Annotated in this window: 26 protein-coding genes; 10 read left to right on the plus strand and 16 right to left on the minus strand. The window is 48.3% G+C overall.

Annotated elements, in window-relative coordinates; translation table 11 throughout:
- Positions 1-129: 129 nt before the first annotated feature.
- From AC0IXH_RS04955 to AC0IXH_RS04965, 3 genes are all read left to right on the plus strand, one after another.
- Positions 130-303 (plus strand): YciY family protein, encoded by a 174-nt coding sequence (locus AC0IXH_RS04955; protein WP_134824267.1) that lies wholly within the window; start codon positions 130-132, stop codon positions 301-303.
- 159 nt (positions 304-462) lie between these two features.
- Entirely contained in the window at positions 463-615 is a 153-nt protein-coding gene (ymcF, locus tag AC0IXH_RS04960) for a cold shock small protein YmcF (protein ID WP_105759746.1), read from the plus strand.
- A 310-nt stretch (positions 616-925) separates the two neighbouring features.
- Entirely contained in the window at positions 926-1,207 is a 282-nt protein-coding gene (locus AC0IXH_RS04965) for a hypothetical protein (RefSeq protein ID WP_134824266.1), read from the plus strand.
- Between the two features lie 305 nt (positions 1,208-1,512).
- Here AC0IXH_RS04965 and AC0IXH_RS04970 read toward each other — a convergent pair whose 3' ends face one another.
- Positions 1,513-1,809, minus strand: coding sequence for a YciI family protein (locus tag AC0IXH_RS04970; RefSeq protein WP_013202408.1), 297 nt, complete (start codon positions 1,807-1,809; stop codon positions 1,513-1,515).
- Positions 1,810-2,014: 205 nt separating this feature from the next.
- Between AC0IXH_RS04970 and tonB the strand changes: the two genes are divergently transcribed.
- Positions 2,015-2,761, plus strand: coding sequence for a TonB system transport protein TonB (gene tonB, locus AC0IXH_RS04975; RefSeq protein ID WP_471720059.1), 747 nt, complete (start codon positions 2,015-2,017; stop codon positions 2,759-2,761).
- 57 nt (positions 2,762-2,818) lie between these two features.
- On the opposite strand, the gene yciA is transcribed toward tonB, so the two are convergent.
- Positions 2,819-3,250: an acyl-CoA thioester hydrolase YciA gene (gene yciA, locus AC0IXH_RS04980; protein WP_471720060.1), complete on the minus strand. Its 432-nt coding sequence runs from the start codon at positions 3,248-3,250 to the stop codon at positions 2,819-2,821.
- 251 nt (positions 3,251-3,501) lie between these two features.
- On the opposite strand from yciA, the gene AC0IXH_RS04985 reads away from it, so the two are divergent.
- Positions 3,502-4,683 (plus strand): tyrosine-type recombinase/integrase, encoded by a 1,182-nt coding sequence (locus tag AC0IXH_RS04985; protein WP_471720061.1) that lies wholly within the window; start codon positions 3,502-3,504, stop codon positions 4,681-4,683.
- Here AC0IXH_RS04985 and AC0IXH_RS04990 read toward each other — a convergent pair.
- The 13 genes from AC0IXH_RS04990 to AC0IXH_RS05050 form a co-directional block, all read right to left on the minus strand.
- Entirely contained in the window at positions 4,664-4,885 is a 222-nt protein-coding gene (locus AC0IXH_RS04990) for a helix-turn-helix transcriptional regulator (RefSeq protein WP_471720062.1), read from the minus strand. The two genes, AC0IXH_RS04985 and AC0IXH_RS04990, sit on opposite strands and share 20 nt — an antisense overlap.
- Positions 4,885-5,136, minus strand: a complete 252-nt coding sequence (locus AC0IXH_RS04995) for a hypothetical protein (RefSeq protein ID WP_471720063.1) — start codon at positions 5,134-5,136, stop codon at positions 4,885-4,887. The genes AC0IXH_RS04990 and AC0IXH_RS04995 overlap by 1 nt, the downstream gene beginning before the upstream one ends.
- A complete protein-coding gene (locus AC0IXH_RS05000) occupies positions 5,120-5,473 on the minus strand; it encodes a hypothetical protein (RefSeq protein ID WP_471720064.1) in 354 nt (117 codons plus the stop codon). The genes AC0IXH_RS04995 and AC0IXH_RS05000 overlap by 17 nt, the downstream gene beginning before the upstream one ends.
- A complete protein-coding gene (locus AC0IXH_RS05005) occupies positions 5,470-5,856 on the minus strand; it encodes a hypothetical protein (RefSeq protein WP_471720065.1) in 387 nt (128 codons plus the stop codon). The genes AC0IXH_RS05000 and AC0IXH_RS05005 overlap by 4 nt, the downstream gene beginning before the upstream one ends.
- Positions 5,853-6,719 carry an ORF6N domain-containing protein gene (locus tag AC0IXH_RS05010; RefSeq protein WP_471720066.1) on the minus strand — a complete coding sequence of 289 codons (867 nt, stop codon included), beginning with the start codon at positions 6,717-6,719 and terminating at the stop codon, positions 5,853-5,855. Before AC0IXH_RS05010 ends, AC0IXH_RS05005 begins: the two co-directional genes overlap by 4 nt.
- A gap of 11 nt (positions 6,720-6,730) precedes the next feature.
- Positions 6,731-7,240, minus strand: coding sequence for a hypothetical protein (locus AC0IXH_RS05015; protein ID WP_471720067.1), 510 nt, complete (start codon positions 7,238-7,240; stop codon positions 6,731-6,733).
- Positions 7,237-7,458 carry a ParE family toxin-like protein gene (locus AC0IXH_RS05020; RefSeq protein ID WP_471720068.1) on the minus strand — a complete coding sequence of 74 codons (222 nt, stop codon included), beginning with the start codon at positions 7,456-7,458 and terminating at the stop codon, positions 7,237-7,239. Before AC0IXH_RS05020 ends, AC0IXH_RS05015 begins: the two co-directional genes overlap by 4 nt.
- Positions 7,455-7,799, minus strand: a complete 345-nt coding sequence (locus AC0IXH_RS05025) for a hypothetical protein (RefSeq protein WP_471720069.1) — start codon at positions 7,797-7,799, stop codon at positions 7,455-7,457. Before AC0IXH_RS05025 ends, AC0IXH_RS05020 begins: the two co-directional genes overlap by 4 nt.
- Complete coding sequence (locus AC0IXH_RS05030; RefSeq protein ID WP_471720070.1) at positions 7,783-7,998, minus strand: hypothetical protein; 216 nt, start codon at positions 7,996-7,998, stop codon at positions 7,783-7,785. The genes AC0IXH_RS05025 and AC0IXH_RS05030 overlap by 17 nt, the downstream gene beginning before the upstream one ends.
- Before the next feature lie 244 nt (positions 7,999-8,242).
- Entirely contained in the window at positions 8,243-8,380 is a 138-nt protein-coding gene (locus AC0IXH_RS05035; RefSeq protein ID WP_471720071.1) for a hypothetical protein, read from the minus strand.
- 71 nt (positions 8,381-8,451) lie between these two features.
- The gene (locus AC0IXH_RS05040) at positions 8,452-8,640 is read right to left on the minus strand and encodes a hypothetical protein (protein ID WP_471720072.1); all 189 of its coding nucleotides are present in this window, start codon (positions 8,638-8,640) and stop codon (positions 8,452-8,454) included.
- On the minus strand, positions 8,630-8,941 hold the full coding sequence (locus AC0IXH_RS05045; RefSeq protein WP_471720073.1) for a hypothetical protein: 312 nt from the start codon (positions 8,939-8,941) through the stop codon (positions 8,630-8,632). Before AC0IXH_RS05045 ends, AC0IXH_RS05040 begins: the two co-directional genes overlap by 11 nt.
- A gap of 175 nt (positions 8,942-9,116) precedes the next feature.
- A complete protein-coding gene (locus tag AC0IXH_RS05050; RefSeq protein WP_471720074.1) occupies positions 9,117-9,935 on the minus strand; it encodes a S24 family peptidase in 819 nt (272 codons plus the stop codon).
- Between the two features lie 106 nt (positions 9,936-10,041).
- Between AC0IXH_RS05050 and AC0IXH_RS05055 the strand changes: the two genes are divergently transcribed.
- From AC0IXH_RS05055 to AC0IXH_RS05075, 5 genes are read left to right on the plus strand one after another with little or no spacing between them, the layout of a single operon-like run.
- Entirely contained in the window at positions 10,042-10,281 is a 240-nt protein-coding gene (locus tag AC0IXH_RS05055; RefSeq protein WP_471720075.1) for a transcriptional regulator, read from the plus strand.
- On the plus strand, positions 10,278-11,210 hold the full coding sequence (locus AC0IXH_RS05060) for a helix-turn-helix domain-containing protein (RefSeq protein ID WP_471720076.1): 933 nt from the start codon (positions 10,278-10,280) through the stop codon (positions 11,208-11,210). The genes AC0IXH_RS05055 and AC0IXH_RS05060 overlap by 4 nt, the downstream gene beginning before the upstream one ends.
- On the plus strand, positions 11,207-12,082 hold the full coding sequence (locus AC0IXH_RS05065; protein WP_471720077.1) for an ATP-binding protein: 876 nt from the start codon (positions 11,207-11,209) through the stop codon (positions 12,080-12,082). The genes AC0IXH_RS05060 and AC0IXH_RS05065 overlap by 4 nt, the downstream gene beginning before the upstream one ends.
- On the plus strand, positions 12,079-13,449 hold the full coding sequence (locus AC0IXH_RS05070; RefSeq protein WP_471720078.1) for a replicative DNA helicase: 1,371 nt from the start codon (positions 12,079-12,081) through the stop codon (positions 13,447-13,449). Before AC0IXH_RS05065 ends, AC0IXH_RS05070 begins: the two co-directional genes overlap by 4 nt.
- On the plus strand, positions 13,449-13,850 hold the full coding sequence (locus AC0IXH_RS05075; protein WP_471720079.1) for an antiterminator Q family protein: 402 nt from the start codon (positions 13,449-13,451) through the stop codon (positions 13,848-13,850). Before AC0IXH_RS05070 ends, AC0IXH_RS05075 begins: the two co-directional genes overlap by 1 nt.
- A 285-nt stretch (positions 13,851-14,135) precedes the next feature.
- On the opposite strand, the gene AC0IXH_RS05080 is transcribed toward AC0IXH_RS05075, so the two are convergent.
- Positions 14,136-14,942 carry a DUF3800 domain-containing protein gene (locus AC0IXH_RS05080; protein ID WP_471720080.1) on the minus strand — a complete coding sequence of 269 codons (807 nt, stop codon included), beginning with the start codon at positions 14,940-14,942 and terminating at the stop codon, positions 14,136-14,138.
- Positions 14,943-14,981 lie beyond the last annotated feature (39 nt).

Here is a 14,981-nt window from a genome sequence, read left to right on the forward strand (position 1 = left end):
GCTTGAATAGAGGGAGTTTACGTGTTGATGACAGCAGGCGAAACCTTTTCCTTTTTAAAGTCATCGGACCTGGCGGGCATTAAGAAAGGTCTATAATGCGGCGCGAGTTTTTCAAGCGAAGAGGGCAAGATGAGACGGAGTAGAAATGAAGTTGCACGCTGGCGCATGTCACGGCAGATTCAGCGGCGCAGAGCACGCTGGCTGGAAGGGCAATCCCGCAGATATGGCCGGATGCATCTCATCCGCCACCAGGTGAGCCAGCAACAACGCCGGTCTATTCTTTTCATTACCCAGATCCCTTGAAATAATTTGCCGGGACGATCGCTTTCCAGGTAATGTACCCGGCAAACACCAGGCGCGTCATTAAATAGGCGTTTGTCGGCTTCAACTCGGTGACAAGGGGTGACGAGAACGTGTTTTGATGTTAGGGTGTTGTCTCTTAAGCAAAAAAAGTAGGTTTCTATCTCTAAGTTAAAATACCAATGCCCATCATGTTGCGGCAGCCAGTTTCGTTTCTCCATGCACAATGTCACCAGCAAGAATCCCCACGGCGCACTCTGCATCTTCTGCAAATCCATAATGACAGTGAGTTACTCTTTATTGCCTGTCTCATAATGCAGAACAGATAATGCGTGCCGACCATCGCTGAGCAGAACCCTCAAATCAGCTATGCGATGTCATTTTTATTTTTACATCTGTGATAACCCCTCCACGTTAATTACGCCACCTCCCATAAAGAGCTTGATTCGTTTTACGCAATAAGAGCCGAACGTAAGCAAGAGAGGGGAAAAACCGATAGGGATCAGGGCATGATCACAGGCATTAATTATGTAAGTAATGATACCTATTCTCATCATCAAAATGGCCCGTATAATGGCTGCGGCATTTTTTCGAAACAGAAGTTCCTGGGGATGTGGAGAGTTTGATGAGTAAGATGCAGCCCGGAGGGTTGGCGATGATCATTTCCGCCAATGTTTCAGAAAACATAGGTAAAATTGTCGAACTGATCAATTTTTTAGGCCCAAGTAAAAGCGATATCAGTGGTGAGGTCGCTCCCGCCTGGTACGTGAAGTGTGAGTCAGGACTTCTAACAACGGAAGGGAGCAATATTATGCGTGCGGGCATTTTTAGCCGGCGTTTAATGCCCCTCAGTGGCCAGGACAAACTTCATACGCAACTCCGACAAGTAGAGAGGGTGAATGACTGAAGGCACCAGGTTGTTGAAACCGTAGAAATGCAAATGCGGCTCCACCACGTTTAGCCCCCGGCAAGAGCGCCCATTCCGTCTGCTCTCCTCAATATGCCATCGAACCCGCTAACCCACCGCAGCCCTATTCATAGGTCAATTATCTGCCCTTTCATTGCCCGTTACTGATGCGCCGGCTGACGATATAAACGTGAATATGAAATGATGAGCCAGAAAAACGGTGGGTACTTAGATGTGTACCGATTGGATTTTCTGGCTCTATTCAATCATCACAACCGATTGAATATCCTGATTTATCCGCGTAATCAGAACACGCGTTTGAAAGGCTTCACCGCAACCTGCTTATACACGCCTGCGGCGATATAAGGGTCATCCTGCGCCCAGGACTGCGCCTCTTCCAGTGACGGGAACTCAGCAATAACCGTTGAGCCGCTAAAGCCCGCTTTGCCTGGCTCGTTACTGTCCACCACTGGCATTGGGCCAGCCACAATCAGCCGACCTTCATCCTGCAATAGTTGCAGACGCGCAAGGTGAGCAGGGCGTACAGCGGTACGCTTCTCGAGAGAATCAGCATTGTCTTCCGCGTAAATTACATAGAGCACGTTTACAACTCCTGTCAGGTCAATATCGTCGGCACTCACGTTAAGTGATCGTTAACCAATCTGCAAACTAAAGCGCACTCTGGCTTGATTAGGCGCAGCTCAGGGCGTTTTTCTTGTTAAATCGCCGCTGTTAAGCCGAGAGGTTGTTGAAACTGATTGCTATTTGCATTTACAATTGCGCTTCAACACTAACAGCAGAAATATTATGACGACGCTTGCAGAACATTCTTTACCCCGCCGTATTTCACTGCCGACGCTGTTCTCATTAGGACTGCATGCCGCGGTGATTGGGGGGATCCTTTATGCTTCTTTTCACCAGGTTGTTGAAGTGCCCAAAGCGTCTCAGCCGATTAGCGTCTCCCTGGTCGCACCTGAAGTGCAGCCGGAACCTCAGCCTGCACCGCAACCTGCGCCCGAGCCAGTCGCAGAGCCCGAGCCAGAACCGGTGCCTGAACCTGCACCTGCACCAGAACCGCCGAAGCCTGAGCCGGTGCCAATCCCTAAACCGGTGCCGAAGCCCAAGCCTAAACCGGTGAAGAAGGAAGTGGTAAAACCGAAGAAAGAGGTTAAGCCGCACACTGAACCGCGTCAGGCTTCGCCGTTCAACAACGAGAAGACGGCGGTGGCGCCTAAGCCTTCAACCGCGCCGAAAACGTCGCCAGCGCCATCCACAGCGGTTTCTACCGGACCTAAGGCCCTGAGCGTTGGCAAGCCTGCCTATCCCGCACGTGCCTTTGCACTGCGGATGGAAGGCCGGGTGCGTGTGCAGTTCGACGTAGACAGTTCTGGTGAGGTGGGTAACATTCGCATTCTGTCGGCTGAGCCGCGCAATATGTTTGAGCGTGAAGTGAAGCAGGCGATGAAGAAATGGCGTTATGAAGCCAATAAGCCGGGCAAAGACATGACCATGAATATCGTGTTCAAGATTAACGGCGGCAGCAGCATCGAATAGAAAAAGGCGGGGAGACCCGCCTTTTTGTTGTCCGATCAACAGGTAAACCCGACAACCTTAACCCTGTTCGACGTAGCTGAAGTTGCTTTTCCCTTCAGGCAGCGGACGCGATTTCCCGGCACCATCAACGGCAACATAGAAAAATACCGCTTCCGTGGTGCAGTAGCGCTGACCAATGGGTTCAGAAGAGACTTTCTTGATCCACACTTCGATATTGATGGTGATCGAGCTGGTGCCGGTGCGGATGCAACGTGCGTGACAGCTCACCACATCGCCAACGGCAACCGGCTTCAGAAAGGTCATGCCATCGGCCCGCACGGTCACCACGCGACCACCGGCAATCTCTTTCGCCAGGATCGCACCACCCATATCCATTTGTGACATCAGCCAGCCACCAAAGATATCGCCATTGGCGTTGGTATCTGCAGGCATGGCTAGCGTACGCAGCACCATCTCGCCCTGCGGCACTCTGTTGTTGTCATCATTCATTGTCGGGCTTCTCAGTAAAAAAGGGCAAAAAGCCCGGACGATTGCCGGGCTCTGTGATTATTTTTCTTCTTGTGGCATCAATCAATGCTTAAAGATAGTTTAAGAGCGTTTAATTCTGTTTATAAATTCAATTAATTTCAAGTGCTTAATTGAATTTATGGTTTAAATCGTGTTAGTTCGCATCATCCTGAATGGCTTCTATTTATGCTTTTTGTGTACACTGATGTGTATAACGAACAGGAGTGTACACATTGCTAACTGACACCAAACTCAAAAAGTCACTTGGCCGGCGCAGAGAAAAAGTCGAGGTCATATCAGATGCTCATGGGCTCAACGTAAGACTTTCCGCAGCCGGTGCCGTAACGTTTTTCTATCGATACCGGTGGGAAGGCAAGCCGGTACAGTTAAGTATTGGAGAGTATCCAACTGTATCCCTATCACAAGCAAGGGAGCGCAGGCAACAATTTCGCAGCTGGATAAGTGAAGGATATGACCCTCGTCAGCAGGCGATGCTTGAGCGCCAGGTTAAGGTAGAGGCTCTCACGGTAGAACAAGCTTATACGTACTGGGAGACATATTATTGCAAGCCTGAAGGGATAGTCAAAATCAAGGCTAATCGGCAAAGCTTCGAAAAGCACATTAAGCCGATGCTTGGAAATGCAATTGTAAACCAGACAACAAAGGCGCACTGGCTCAAAGTCTTCGATCAGATGGGCAGAATGGTTGTTACGGGTGAAGTTTTATCCCTGATGAAGAGGGCGTTCAGGTTTTGTTCTAACAGGGAGGTAATCAGCCACAATCCCATCGAGTCACTGCGCAAATCAGATGTGGGGCTTACCCCCGGTATGAAGGAACGAAAGCTCTCTGACGAGGAAATAAAAGTGCTCTGGGAAGGGTTAACCTTGCTCCCGGTATCTCAACAACTGGTGATAAAATTCCTTCTGCTGACAGGATGCCGAACAGCTGAGATCAGGAAATCAAAATGGGATTGGTTTGACCTTACAGAGAAGACCTGGACTGTGCCGGCAGATGATTATAAAACTGGTAAAAGCATCCGCAGGGCTCTAACTGAACCGGTTATAGCCCTGCTTCAAGAGCACGAAAAATGGTCGGTTACTGAGCATGTTCTTACGCCCGTAAATTTCAAAGGCAGGGAAGACAAGCCACCTTCACAACCTCAGGTGTCTGACTATGCTAGCCAGGCTGTTGAGAAAACCCTTATGCGCCCTTGGACATTGCATGACCTTCGCCGCACTGTTGCAACCAGATTATCGGAGCTTGGGGCTCCGCCACATGTCATCGAGAAACTGCTGGGTCACCAAATGGCCGGTGTGATGGCCAGGTACAACCTACATGACTATCTTAACGATCAGCATGAGTGGTTGAATATCTGGCATCAGCACCTGGCAATAGTTATTGGGCATCCTCTTTAAGCGAACTGACCTCGTCTTCCCACTTGAGGATGTCGGACTTGCGCCAGCGCTTTGGACTTCCCGCGATCGTTGGCCGCGGGAAAGGGCATTTGAAACTCGCAGGCATCCTCTCTGGAGTGCTCCAGAAATATAGAGTGCTCCGGGAAATTTTATAGCGTGCCAGCACATCGCTGGTGCGCATGATTTCATCGTTGTTACCCATCACACTGCTCCTATCGCTTGCTCAACTACCCGGTAGCTACGTTTACGGCGCTTTTTCATCGGTTCAATCTTCACTGGCGCCATCTTTGGCCGCACGGGTGGTGGTTCATGAATACCGCTGCTGCGCCGGTAGTTTGATTTCATCTGCCAGGCGAGATAATTTGACCAGTCACAACCATCGTCGATTTTTACGCTGGCCTTAACCAGCGTGTCGTTGATGTCTACCAGTCTGTCTTTAGATACTCTCTTCATCACCGGCACAGGGAGTCTCCTTCAAAGAATATTGGCACTCACCAATAAGGAAAATTGCCAGCTGGACTGCATTAGCATTGCAACCAACCATGCATTCCGAAACCCACTCGTTCAGTTCACTAATCAGAATGCCTTGTAAATTTTTTGGCCAGCTTTCCCAAGGTAAATCGGCCCCCTGATAGCCACTGATTATCTCAAGAGCATTTGCCACTTCTTTATCTACTGATTTTATTGGCCTACGATAACCTGCAGCCCATATGGCATCAGTTACCTCGCTTAGATCGCCACCCGCAGCTTTGATAACCTGAGCCAGTGCGAATACGTTGATATCAGTCATTTGTTTCTTTCCTCTAACCACTGGGTAGCTTTCTCCTCGCCGCCAAGCTCCTGGATCATTTCCCCATATCGCTTGAACATCGCATTGAGGTATCTGATCCCGCGTGGCTTCAGCATTGCTACCGGCCCCCAATCGGCCAGAAGATTTGACTGGGCAACTGACATCCCGTCGAAATCTATTAGCGAAAGATATCTGGTCGCGCGCTGGGCAGGTGGGTAGCGCTCAGCCAGGTAGCCATCAATAAAAGCCCCGAGTGCGTAAAGGTTTACCGCGATATCCCCATTCTCATGCCTGAACACTGGCCGACGGTGCATAGATATAAGGTGGATAAGGTACGCCTGAGAAACGTATTCCAGTGACCTTACAAGCGGATCGTTAATCATACCGGCAGCCCCGTGTTGTAAATTGCTTTGTCATGGTTGTACTCACCATTCCATGATTTCTTCATCGGCAAATCACCCTTCATATACAGCTGGTAAAGACGGTTGCAGCCCTTCTCCAGGAGTACAGGCGAGAATCGGATGAAAGACTCCATGCCGTGGGGTGTCACCTGAGTTTTCTCTTCTGTTAGATACTTGTCCCGTGCGTAAGAGGCCACTCGCCACCGAGGGTCTTTTTCTGGGTCACGCTGCTCGTTGAAAACCCATTCACGTTCATGTGCCCACCACATCATTTTGCTTACATTGACGCCGTTCAGGCCTTTGCAGAACGCCGGGATCGTCATGCCTTTGGTGAGATGCTTTTCAAGACTGTCAACGGTGGCGCTGAGATGCTGGTTTTCACCTGTCAGGCGCTGATTATCCTCTGAGTAGTTCATCAGAAGGCCACGCAGGGTGGTGGGGTCGTTCAATAGGCGCATGGCGTCAACGGGCGAGGCAATCGCATCACGCCGGGTAAAATAGAATTCAACTAGGTCATCGTGATAGCCCCACGCCTGATCCGTTTCGAGCATCTTCGCGTGGTTGGCCGCACCGCGTTCGGTCCAGAGGACCAATGAGGTTGTATGCTTATTAACCGACTCGCCAAAAGATAGTCGGAGTGACTTCAGCTCAGGTCCGTTCACTTTGAAAAAGTGTTTACCTTCCTCAAAACGACTTTCATTGCGAATGTGGTTCTGCTGAATACGTATTGGGGCAGTGCCATAACCAGCCGCCAGCTGCTCCGTTGTTACAACACGTTGCCCGCGGTACTCAATCACCTGCAATTCACGCGCGGCAACAGTCGCCAGTTCATTTTTAGTTGTCATGCTCTTGTCCCTCAGTGAAAAGTTGGTTGCTCTGACTGTTCGCCGCCGACGATCCGGCTTGCAACATCCACGAACACGCCATCAAGAAAGTCACTGAACCAGGAATAGCCATCGGTGGCCCGGCGTTCTTCATTCGCCTGATAAAATTGAAAGACTGCCAAGTATCTTTGGTCCTGATGATGTTCCATTAAGGGTGCCTCGACATGAACGATCAGGACGTTTTCAATCAATGCCTGAGTAAGTCCAAGCGATGTATTCCCGCACTTAAAAACTCGTTCACCCTCTCGGGTTCCCCAGCGATCTACGCACTCAATCAGGAAGGTTGAGGCAACTATGGAACGCATCGACTTACAGACGCACTCAGCCCACTCCTGCTGCTCCTCAGGCGTAAGGGTGTCGCTCTCGGTACGAGACTCATCCAGCATCCACGCAGGGGGATTGAAGTTGCACTCAGGACGGTCTTTCAGTGCCTTTAGACGCTTGACCAATTCGCGCACTGACAAATTTCTGAAGTCATTCATTTTTTATTAATCTCCGATGAATACTTTTCGTGACTCATGAGCTGCCAGTCTTTGCCGCCGTTCTTCGACAGGAGCCGCCAGCGGGGATTTACCGTGAGGCTCAACCATCGAGTGGCATACATGCGCCTGGCGAATACCCGTTGCTTCCTGTAACGCTCCAAAACCTTGCTGGCTTGGGTGATCACCCACTCTGGAGCGCGTAGGGTGGTGATCGTCATTTACCGCCTCTCTCGGCAAATGCCTGCTCAACCAAATTCGAAATAAGCGCCGACATAAAACCCACACCAATATCCGATAACCTGCCTGATTTAATTTTCACGCAATCGCCATAGGTCACCGCTATTTCGCGGTCAGCATCATTTCCCGATAAAGATTTATGCACCGCATTTTCAAATAGCTTGATAAGCGCCTTAGTTAAAATTTCGACATCCAGCAGAACTGTTGTCATTGAACCGTCTGGCAAATGAGCTACAGCGGTCATAGAACCAGTTTTCCGCACCAGTTCCGCCAGATATGTATTAACCAGTCGGGTCCGGTTGCGCTCAATTACGCTTTGCATTTTCTTCTGCCTCTTCCTGCTTCTCTGCGCTATGCAAATAAGTTTGAATCTTTGAAGAAATACCGTAAGCCAATCCCAAAAGGTTGTGTGCAGGTTCGATTCCGCTGCATCCTCTTTCGAACAGAAGCTCAAGTAATTCTGTTAACTCATCTGAAAATGATGAGGCTTCACAGGTGAGTATTTCGTTATTCGTTATCATCACTTCACTCCATAAGCTGCACGAAGGAAAAGGTTAGCCAGAACGTCATATCCGGCTTTATGCAAAATAACTGCACAACGATAATTTTGATTTTTTGTAATTTTCATCATTTCCTGAACCTTACATTTTCCAGAGTTGCGTCAGTCATTGTTGTTAATTCAATAATGAGTGCGCTGAAACGAGCCGCCAGCTTAGGATCTGCTTTCGCAAGATGGCTGTGCAGAATCCGATGATATTCATCGCTCTATTGGCTGGCATACTTAGCCGCAGCCCTGGCGGTGTCTGCGGCGCGGCTCATGTGAACGCCGTTCGAATCCGCAGAGATGAAGACGCTGTGGGTCAGACTGTTCGGGCATTTATCTACTGCCACAAGATTTGTCATGTTTCTTCCTCAAGGCTGAAAATTGGCTGCAGTTATCCCCAGCGCATGCGCCGTAATTAATGATTAGTTAATTAATTTTTAGTGGAGTTAACTTCAATCAAATATGCCGCTACGCTTCCTGTAAGCTTCTTTAACAGGGATGCAATTGCTGACACTTCTGTGTCGGTCATTCTATTTGGCGTATCTTCCAACAGAGCGCAAATAATTTCAGCCTGGAAAGCCATTTCTTCCGCCTGATGCGAAGTAATTTCATTTGGCATTTTTCGCATCCTTATAGGCGCAAGAGTAATTCGCAGATTCAGAAATTTTATTAGTGGCAATTGCAAGTTCAGATAAGTCTGAAATTATGCCGCACAGTTGGCTGATATTATCCACATCAACCTTTTTGGATTGGGCCAATGAAGCAGTTTTCTCACTCATGTGAAAAATAGCCTGTAGGATGGAAATGGTTTTAGTATTGCAGTCAGTTGCCACAGATGAATAATCGATATTGGATTCTTCATCATTGCTGCATTTATAATCAGGGATGTCTACAAGTTGATAGAAGGTTTTAATTGTCATCTCACTAGCTCCATTGTCTGCCGATGAGGTGAATTTATCTCAATGATAAACTTTGGTAAAGAACAAATTTACCAAATTGATTAATTAGTATTTATCTTCCTGTAATTTAAGGTAAAATATTTTATCGCAGGCATAAAAAAACCGCTAAGATAGCGGTTTAAGGTAAGGTTGTTTATTAACCAAGTCGGGTGTAGGACATTTGCCATTTTCCAATTACCAGTCCTTGAATATGGAACAGTTCTTCATCCAAATCAGTTACCTCCCATCTATCATAAGAGGTGTTGTCGCTAATCACTATGAGCCTGTCTTTTAAGAGCTGAAGTCTTTTAATGTGAAAGTTATCGCCATAAACAAATGCGTATATCCCATCACCTACAAATCGATCAACGGTTATGTCGAGGACGACTAATTCACCCGGCACTATGCTGCCCAGCATGCTATCGCCCATAGCTGTAGCAATCTTCAATGCTGATGCTTTTCGCCCACCAAACATCCGGCGAGCCTCTTCGGGCTCAAGTTCGATAGAGCGGATCACCTCGGGGTGTTCCGTATTCAAATAACCATGTCCACAGCTGAACTCGGTGCTAAGAACCTCTAACGTATATCTTTTATCATCATCATCTGCAATCTCTTTGGATATGAGGTACTTATGGGGATTGCCCAAGTTTTTATCCTTCGGGGAAACGTCTCCCTCACCTGCGATATGCTCTAACCATCCTCCAGCCGGGCTTCTCTGAGCAGCCAATCTACTTTCAATATCTCCCCATCTAGGCGAATCCATCCATGCATGAGGTAGGCGAAGGTTCATTTCAATTCGCCTTGATAAAGCATCCCCTATATTCCTCGACGGATTTTCACTGGTTAACTGGCTAAGCTGGGATGGAGGAACTCCTATTTCATCAGCAAAACCAGCCTTACCAGAGCCGGGCACATCAATCAGATAGTACTGCATCAAAGCTCGAAGATTGCGACGCCTTATCTCTTTTATGTCCATTTACCAATCACCTCAATTATTTATCATTATGATAAATAAAACGGATGATAAATTCAATTGCCATTTATTTATCAAAAAGGTAAATTACGTGAAAAAGGAGGAAGGCATGAACAATCAACTTCTCAGTTGGCGTAGAGCAGCTACTTCAGCAGAATGGCTTGAACTGGCAAAAAAATCCGGAACCACAGTCGGTTACCTAAACTTGGTCGCATACGGATATCGTAATGCATCCCCACGATTGGCAATAGCAATTGAAAAAGCATCAGAAACATTCCTTCTGAAACCACCAATTAAAAAAGAAAAACTTGTATTTCGTGCTACCCAAGCACCGGAGGCCCAGCCATGAGCAGCAAAATTCTTGGCAATGTTTGGGACGCCTGCGCTGCACATGACATCAAAGGTGCGAAGCTGATGATTATGGCCCGCCTGGCTGATTACTCTAACGATGATGGTGTGAGCTATCCGAGCGTGGAAACTATCTGTCGACAGTTGGGTCTTGGGGAAAGCACTGTACGAACGGCAATTTCAGAGCTTGAGACTGCGGGCTGGTTGCGCCGTGAATCGCGCCGGAAAGGTAATCGCAATACCTCGAACCTGTATCACCTGAATGCAGAACGTCTTGAGAAGTTGGCGCGAATTGAGAGTGACAAGGTTATAGCGATAAAAAAACAGCTCAGAGAAAAGGCTTATTCTCACCATTCAGATTCTGAACCTTCAAATCCTGAACCGTCAGAATCTGAACCTTTAGACGGTTTTCACCCTTCAGATTCTGGCAAAAAAGGTGTTTTCACCCGTCAGAATCTGGCCCCAGATCCACAAGTAAATTCAAAACATGATCCACAAGTAAATTCAAAAAAAGAATCACAAGATATTGGTGCACAGGCTGAAGCCCGTACACCTGCAAAGCGGTCTTCTCAGGAATATTCACCTGAATTTGAACAAGCCTGGCAGAGCTACCCAAAACGGGCAGGCAGCAATAACAAATCAGCAGCCTGGAAGGCATGGACTACCCGCACCAAATCTGGAGTTAAGCCAGCGACTATGTTGGCGGGCGTACAGCGTTACTCAGCCTTTGTGAACGCTACAGGTAAATCCGGCACCGAGTACGTCAAACAGGCCGCAACGTTCTTCGGTCCGGACCGTCACTTCGATGAGCAGTGGGAAGCTCCACCTGCAGCTGTGCGCCAGAAAAACTCACAGCAGCGCCACAGTGGCTTCAATGGTCGCGTCTACGGACAAACTGAAAACCCATCATGGGGAAGGGGAAACCAATGATCCATAACAACCATAATCGTGAAATTGCGTCCCTGAATGCTCAGTTGGGCAACCTGCAGGAAGAGCTGGATTTCGCAGGTGGCAAAGTGCCGGCCATCGATAAATGCTTCGACCATAAAGAAACGCTGGATGCTAACTGCAAGGCTCACGGTGAATTTGAGCAACTGCGGATCTGGACTGAATACGCTGGCCGGGTATCAGAAAAACGGACACGCTGCCCTGGCTGTCTCCGCGAAGAAATCAACGCTGTTTCCTCGCAGAAGGACAAGCTGGTGGTCGGCATGCTTATTGAAAACGCCAACATCACCCCGCGCTTCACTGGTTGTGAGTTCAGTAATTATCAGCCGGTAAACGCGAACGCGGAAAACAATCTGGATTTGATGCAGCAGTACGCAGCTGCCTGGCCGCAGATGCTTGAGAACGGCACCAGCCTCATCCTGTGCGGTAAACCGGGAACCGGCAAAAACCATCTGGCAATTGCATTGGCTAAAGACGTGATCCGCAATCATCACAGCACCGTACTGCTCACATCAGTGATGCGGATTGTTCGCGCTGTCCGAAGCACATGGGGCAAAGAGAGTGAGAGCAAGGAGGAAGCAGTTATCGACTATTACACCAGTCGTGACCTCCTGATTATCGATGAAGTGGGCATTCAGTACGGCAGCGATTCCGAAATGATCACTCTGTTTGACATCATGAATACCCGGTATGAGCGCATGTTGCCAACCATCCTGATTAGCAATTTAACCCCGCATGAAATTTCAGATGCCATTGGTGAGCGTCTTACCGATCGCATGGTGGAAGGTGATGGCGCAACACTGATTTTTGACTGGTCCAGCTACCGCGGGCAGAAGGGAGTTTCAGCAGCATGAGCAAAGTCTGGCGTGATGAGGATATGGAAGGCGCTGTAATTGGCGCCATGTTATTGCGTGGGGCGGACAATGACGTGATGAACGTCATTTCATCACTTCCGGCAAAAGCATTCGATGTATGGCAATACCGGGAAATATTCCAGGGAATTTGTGCCCAGGCCAGAAGCAAGGGGCTGATTGATCCCATTTTACTCGGAGAACAGCTCCCCCAACACGTTGCCCTGATCGATGAGTCCGGGCGCAAGACCTGGGCACCGGGATCGCTTAACTCCTACGTCATACAGCTTAAGCGCTTCGCATCTCTGCGCGATGGTCAGGCTGCCCTCAATCAGGCTATGGACCGACTGGCCACAGCCGCAAACAGCGATATTGGCATTGCCGCACTGGAAGAGGTTAAGGCTCTGGTGTCAGCAATACAGACGGATGACAGGGCTGTACGGCCTGTGCCGCTGGATGACCTGTTGCCTGCTGTTATCAGCCGCCTGGATGACAAAGTAAACGGCAGCAGTGAAGGCAGAACGGTCCTTAGTGGAATTGAATCCCTGGACACAATTACGGGCGGATTTGACCAGACAGACCTGATTCTGTTGGCTGCAAGGCCATCGATGGGCAAAACGGAGATGATGCTGGATATCATCGACAAAGTGTCCGCAGAAGGCGGCGGGGTGCTTTTCTTCAGCATGGAGATGAGTGATATCCAGATTGCAGAACGCCATGTATCCGCAGCTGGTGGCTTCTCAACGTCAAAACTCAAATCGGCTGATGCGCTGGGTGATGAAGACTGGGCTCGAATTTCTCACGGCATCGCCCTAATGACCGGCCGTCCAATCTGGATTGTTGATGCTACCGACCTAAACGTCGAGCAAATTAAGCAGATCGCCATCAATCATAAACAGCAGCATCCAGAAACTGTGCTGGTGGGTATCGACTATCTCAGACTGATACAGCTTAAAAGCAACAGTCGGCATGACCTTGCTGTCGGGGAGGTTTCGAAGGGGCTTAAATCGCTGGCAAAGACAATGCGCACGCCAGTAGTCGCATTAAGCCAGTTATCACGCAGCGTTGAGCAGCGCCATAACAAGCGGCCAGTCAATGCGGATTTGAAAGACTCCGGTGAAATTGAAGCTGATGCGGACATCATCATGATGCTCTATCGGGATGAGGTCTATGACCCTGAGTCGCCAGCGCGTGGCATTGCTGAAATCAACATCACCAAAAACCGCAATGGATCGCTGGGAACGGTTTACCGCCGATTCTATAACGGACACTTCCACGATATCGACCAGGCTGAGGCTCAGGAACGATGCATAGAGCCACAGCAGCAGCAAACCAACAACAACCGCAGATATTCAAAAGGGGCAGCATAATGCGTGATATTCAACTGGTACTTGAGCGCTGGGGTGGATGGGCAGCTAATGAGGGTAGCCAAGTCGGCTGGTCTCCCACGAGTGGGATGTTTAAAAGCCTTATCCCCATTACCACTAAAGCACGTCTGTCATGCAGCGATAATGACGGCATGATTATCGACAAGGCTGTTGGAATGTTGGCAAAGGCTAAGCGACCAGATGAGATGGAACTGGTCATGCTGCATTACATGTACGATGTATCAAAGTCCACTATTGCCCGGTGGCGAAATTGCTCTGAAGGAAAAATAAGGCAGCAGCTGATGATTGCGGAGACGTTTATCGATGCCTGCATTCTCATGACGGGCGCGGATCTGGAAATGGATCAATGGACGCACAAAATTATTATTAAAAAAGTTGCTTAGGGGCTATTCGTTACGAAAATTGCCTGGTATTGTGCTAAGAGTGGTTACGACGTCACACAGCTTAAACATTTAAACCTCGCTTCGGCGGGGTTTTTTGTTTTTGTATCCCGTGACATGTCACACTGATAGTTTGACGTAGGCTGAAATTTAGCGTTAAGCTATGTTATCAAAGATTTTGGGAATGAAGAGGCGGCTCCCAGATACAAACCGCCAAGTTGGTAACTTCGGCTTAGGCCTGGAACTCCAACCGAGTCGGCTGAGAGGTCGGCACTGCTTCTGAAGCTGTTATGATTTTCTTGCCGGCAAAGGTGTTAACAGTTTTACTGGCTTCGTTTCGATGTCTCTATCCTTGAGCGTTTTGTCATAGAAAAGCCAAATGTTAAACTTCCTTTCTTTTGGCCAGGTATCATAACTCAGTGAGTTCCATCCTAAGTGACGTGCTACCTCATTCGATAAGGCCACTTTAACATCGGACGTTATCTTTCCCTGATAGCCGCTCATCACCGCACCCAATAAAAAATCAGAGATTTGTATGTTCTCTGAAGATTTTGAGTCTTTGACAACCACAGAGCTGATAATTTCTTTTTGGCCAAATTTGCGATTCAATACGTTGTTAGCTATCACATGAAAGGCTTCATCGGCTTTTTTGTATCGAGAGGCAATGGGGTCTACCTCAACACGAAATGAGCAGTCTCTTTGTGGATGAGCCCTTATGACATCACTAACTTTGGTAGAAATCAGCTTTGTGAAATGCTTTCTCATTGCTAGATCGTAGTCGTTGTTGTGTAAGCTTTTGTTGACCATTGACTTCTCGACAACGATACAGTGGAAGGCTAGCCATTGATGACTAAAAAATAGATTTATCAACTCCATATGAAAATCAGCGTATTTTTTAGAGTTGGCTTTTTGCCATTTAATCTCTTGAAAATAGCTGTGCTTTTCTCGCAGTTCACGAACAATTCTAGAAAAGTCACCCCGTCGCTGATACTTCATCCAGAGACTGCCAAATCCGTAATATCGCTGACCATCAATACCTGATTCGTCACAAGCTACGTGCCAGATTAGTTTTCCTGGCTTATCCACATCTGACATATGATGCTCATCTTAAGATTAACGCTATTAATGTGAGGG

It is taken from the genome of Erwinia sp. AC075, from assembly GCF_979253995.1.

Coding starts and splice junctions, on each gene's coding strand:
- AC0IXH_RS04955 (WP_134824267.1), top strand. CDS start 130: ATGAGACGGAGTAGAAATGAAGTTGCACGCTGGCGCATGTCACGGCAG.
- AC0IXH_RS04965 (WP_134824266.1), top strand. CDS start 926: ATGAGTAAGATGCAGCCCGGAGGGTTGGCGATGATCATTTCCGCCAAT.
- tonB (WP_471720059.1), top strand. CDS start 2,015: ATGACGACGCTTGCAGAACATTCTTTACCCCGCCGTATTTCACTGCCG.
- yciA (WP_471720060.1), bottom strand. CDS start 3,250: ATGAATGATGACAACAACAGAGTGCCGCAGGGCGAGATGGTGCTGCGT.
- AC0IXH_RS04990 (WP_471720062.1), bottom strand. CDS start 4,885: ATGGGTAACAACGATGAAATCATGCGCACCAGCGATGTGCTGGCACGC.
- AC0IXH_RS04995 (WP_471720063.1), bottom strand. CDS start 5,136: ATGAAGAGAGTATCTAAAGACAGACTGGTAGACATCAACGACACGCTG.
- AC0IXH_RS05000 (WP_471720064.1), bottom strand. CDS start 5,473: ATGACTGATATCAACGTATTCGCACTGGCTCAGGTTATCAAAGCTGCG.
- AC0IXH_RS05005 (WP_471720065.1), bottom strand. CDS start 5,856: ATGATTAACGATCCGCTTGTAAGGTCACTGGAATACGTTTCTCAGGCG.
- AC0IXH_RS05010 (WP_471720066.1), bottom strand. CDS start 6,719: ATGACAACTAAAAATGAACTGGCGACTGTTGCCGCGCGTGAATTGCAG.
- AC0IXH_RS05015 (WP_471720067.1), bottom strand. CDS start 7,240: ATGAATGACTTCAGAAATTTGTCAGTGCGCGAATTGGTCAAGCGTCTA.
- AC0IXH_RS05020 (WP_471720068.1), bottom strand. CDS start 7,458: ATGACGATCACCACCCTACGCGCTCCAGAGTGGGTGATCACCCAAGCC.
- AC0IXH_RS05025 (WP_471720069.1), bottom strand. CDS start 7,799: ATGCAAAGCGTAATTGAGCGCAACCGGACCCGACTGGTTAATACATAT.
- AC0IXH_RS05030 (WP_471720070.1), bottom strand. CDS start 7,998: ATGATAACGAATAACGAAATACTCACCTGTGAAGCCTCATCATTTTCA.
- AC0IXH_RS05035 (WP_471720071.1), bottom strand. CDS start 8,380: ATGACAAATCTTGTGGCAGTAGATAAATGCCCGAACAGTCTGACCCAC.
- AC0IXH_RS05040 (WP_471720072.1), bottom strand. CDS start 8,640: ATGCCAAATGAAATTACTTCGCATCAGGCGGAAGAAATGGCTTTCCAG.
- AC0IXH_RS05045 (WP_471720073.1), bottom strand. CDS start 8,941: ATGACAATTAAAACCTTCTATCAACTTGTAGACATCCCTGATTATAAA.
- AC0IXH_RS05050 (WP_471720074.1), bottom strand. CDS start 9,935: ATGGACATAAAAGAGATAAGGCGTCGCAATCTTCGAGCTTTGATGCAG.
- AC0IXH_RS05055 (WP_471720075.1), top strand. CDS start 10,042: ATGAACAATCAACTTCTCAGTTGGCGTAGAGCAGCTACTTCAGCAGAA.
- AC0IXH_RS05060 (WP_471720076.1), top strand. CDS start 10,278: ATGAGCAGCAAAATTCTTGGCAATGTTTGGGACGCCTGCGCTGCACAT.
- AC0IXH_RS05065 (WP_471720077.1), top strand. CDS start 11,207: ATGATCCATAACAACCATAATCGTGAAATTGCGTCCCTGAATGCTCAG.
- AC0IXH_RS05070 (WP_471720078.1), top strand. CDS start 12,079: ATGAGCAAAGTCTGGCGTGATGAGGATATGGAAGGCGCTGTAATTGGC.
- AC0IXH_RS05075 (WP_471720079.1), top strand. CDS start 13,449: ATGCGTGATATTCAACTGGTACTTGAGCGCTGGGGTGGATGGGCAGCT.
- AC0IXH_RS05080 (WP_471720080.1), bottom strand. CDS start 14,942: ATGTCAGATGTGGATAAGCCAGGAAAACTAATCTGGCACGTAGCTTGT.